Origin of the sequence: Falsiroseomonas oryzae (assembly GCF_027856955.1) — a bacterium.
Classification (GTDB): domain Bacteria; phylum Pseudomonadota; class Alphaproteobacteria; order Acetobacterales; family Acetobacteraceae; genus Falsiroseomonas; species Falsiroseomonas oryzae.
Genome location: NZ_JAPSMD010000604.1, coordinates 1 through 2,556 on the forward strand (window position 1 = coordinate 1; position 2,556 = coordinate 2,556).

3 protein-coding genes are annotated in these 2,556 nt (G+C 75.6%); all 3 read right to left on the minus strand.

Going from position 1 to position 2,556, the window contains the following annotated elements:
• Window positions 1-1,416, minus strand: a 1,416-nt coding sequence (fliF, locus tag OZN99_RS29475; protein ID WP_270938778.1) for a flagellar basal-body MS-ring/collar protein FliF, incomplete at its 3' end; no start/stop codon positions are given.
• A gap of 102 nt (window positions 1,417-1,518) precedes the next feature.
• On the minus strand, window positions 1,519-2,193 hold the full coding sequence (locus tag OZN99_RS29480) for a flagellar hook assembly protein FlgD (RefSeq protein WP_270938779.1): 675 nt from the start codon (window positions 2,191-2,193) through the stop codon (window positions 1,519-1,521).
• Window positions 2,194-2,209: 16 nt separating this feature from the next.
• The coding region (locus tag OZN99_RS29485) for a flagellar hook-length control protein FliK (RefSeq protein WP_270938780.1) at window positions 2,210-2,556 on the minus strand (347 nt) is incomplete at its 5' end.

Below are 2,556 nucleotides of genomic sequence, written 5' to 3' on the forward strand. Positions count from 1 at the left end.
ACCGGCCGCGGCGAGCGCCGGCGGTGGCGCCAGCGCCACGCCCAGGCGGCCGACGATCGGGCGGCCGATCAGCAGGATGGCGGCCAGCGCCACCAGCGCCAGGATCGCGCTCTCCACGATGCGCCCCATCAGCGCCGGCGGCACGGTCTGGCCCAGGATGACGAAGCCGTCCGGCGCCGCATCGGCCGGTGGCGGCTCGGCGAAGCGCAGGCTGACCACCTCCACACGGTCGCCGCGCCGTTCGTCGAAGCCGACGGCGGAGCGAGCGAGCGCGGTGATGCGCGCCAGCTCATCCGCGTTGCGTTCGCGCCAGCGCGGCGGGCCGCCGGCGACCGGTTCCCACACGCCGTCCACCAGCACGGCGACGGAGACGCGGCGCAGCGCCGGCTGTTCGCGCGTGGTGTTGCGCGTCAGGCGGCCGATCTCGAAGTTGGTCGTCTCCTCCTGCCGCGACTGCTCGGTGCGGTTGCCGCCGGCCTCCGCGCCGCCGCCGGGCAGCTGGTTGGCGACGGAGACGTTGCCGGGCTCGCTGCTGCGGCTGGTCTCGGTCGTGGACTGCGTGCTGCGCGGAACCTGGTTCTCCGGGTCGAACCGCTCCTCCACGGTCTGCACACGGTCGAAATCCAGCTCGACGGCCGCTTCGGCGCGCACGCGGCCGGGGCCGAGGATGCGCTCCAGCAGGTCTTCCACCGCGCGCGCCAGGCGCAGTTCCTGGCTGCGGCGCAGCTCGTCGGCGGATTGCGCGGCGGCGGGACCCGACAGCGCCTGGCCGCCGCGCGCCAGCAGCTCGCCCCGGCTGTCCACGATGGAGACGTTCTGCGGTCGCAGCCCCGGCACGGCGGTGGAGACGAGGTGCAGCACCGCCTGCACGCCCTCGCGGTCCAGCCGCTGCGCGCCGTTCATGGTCAGCACGACGCTGGCCTGCGCTTCCCCCCGCTCGCGCGAGAAGGGCTCGCGGCGCGGCAGCACCAGGTGCACGCGCGCCTGCCGCACCCCGTTGAGGCCGCGGATGGTGCGGGACAGCTCGCCCTCCAGAGCGCGCAGGCGGTTGACGTCCTGCTGGAAGGGCGTGGTGGTGAGGGATTCGCCGCGGTCGAAGATCTCGTAACCGACCGAGCCGCCGGCCGGCAGCCCGTCCCGCGCCAGCAGCAGGCGCACGCGCGGCACATCGGCTTCCGGCACCAGCACCTGCGTGCCGCCGGCTGCGATGCGGTGCGGGATGCGCTGGCGTTCCAGAGCGGCGACCACCTGTGCGGCGTCGCGCTGGTCGAGGTCACCATACAGCAGCGCCATCGGCGGCTCCGCCGCGCGCAGAGCGAGGAAAGCGAGCAGCCCGAGCACCGCGAGGCCGACCCCGGCCATCGCCGCCAGCCGCAGCGGGCCGAAGCCGCGCAGCTGCGCGATCAAGTCGCCCATCGCGATCCGCCCGTTGCGCGTCCTGCGCCCTGCATCCTGCCGTCCCCGCCGCACCAGACCTGCCGGCCGGCAGCTTCTGCCGGGGGAGCGGTAACGCGCGGGTTAACCGCCGGAGGGAAGTTCGCGCAGCCTGTCGAAGCCGACCGTCGCGCCGCCCAGTCGCAGCATCAGCTGGCCGTCGAGGCGCGCGGCGCCGGTGACGCGCCCGGCGACGGAGGCCGCCACCGGCACGGCGGTGCCGTCCTCCGCACGGCCGGTCACCACGACGCGGTAGGTGCCGTCGGGCCGTGCCGTGCCGCGGCCGTCCCGACCGTCCCAGGACCAGCGCGTGGGCTGGGCGCCGAGCGTCACCGTCTCGCTGCGCAGCGCGGTGCCGGCGGAATCCTGAACCTCCACCACGGCGCGGCGGGCGCGGCCGGCGGCGGGCAGCACCACCTCCGCGCGGCCGTCCTGCAGCGGCAGCGTGTCGGTCTCCAGCACCACGCGGCGGCCGATCAGCGGCGCGGTTTCCGCCAGCTGGCCTGCCTGCTGCAGCGCCAGCAGGCGATCCAGCGTCTGGTTGGACTGCAGTTGCTGCTCCACCGTCGCGAACTGCACGAGCTGCTGGGTCAGCGTCTCGGTGTCCATCGGCTTGGTGGGATCCTGGTTGCGCAGCTGCGTGGTCAGCAGCGTCAGGAAGGTGCCGAGATCGGCCGAGAGACGCGGGCCGGCGGTGGCGGATCGCGTGCCGGGCGCGCTCGTGCCGGTCGCGGAGGTGGGGGCGATGCTGCCGCTCATGGCGTGGCGGTCTCCGTCAGACTGCGAGGTCGATCAGGCTGCGCGGTCCCGCGGCCTGCAGGGGAAGGACAGCGGTCGGCTCGGCAGGCTGCGGGCCGCTGCGGCCCGGCTGGCCGCCACCGCGTTGGTCGCGCGTGGCGCCGCCTTCGCCGCCCAGGCCGAAGGACAGGCTGGGCCCGCCGCCCGCGCCGCCGGACAGCCCGGCATCGGAGAGCGCGCGCTCGAGCTCGGCGCGGTCGCGTTGCAGCAGCGCGAGGGTCTCCGGCCGCTCGGCGCGCAGGCTGACATGCGCCTCGGCCCCGCTGCGCTCCACCGCGACCTCGACGCGGCCGAGCTCCGCCGGTTCGAGGGTGAGGCTGAGGC

Excerpts from the sequence above, each read along its gene's own strand:
- OZN99_RS29480 (WP_270938779.1), bottom strand. The coding sequence starts at position 2,193 with ATGAGCGGCAGCATCGCCCCCACCTCCGCGACCGGCACGAGCGCGCCC.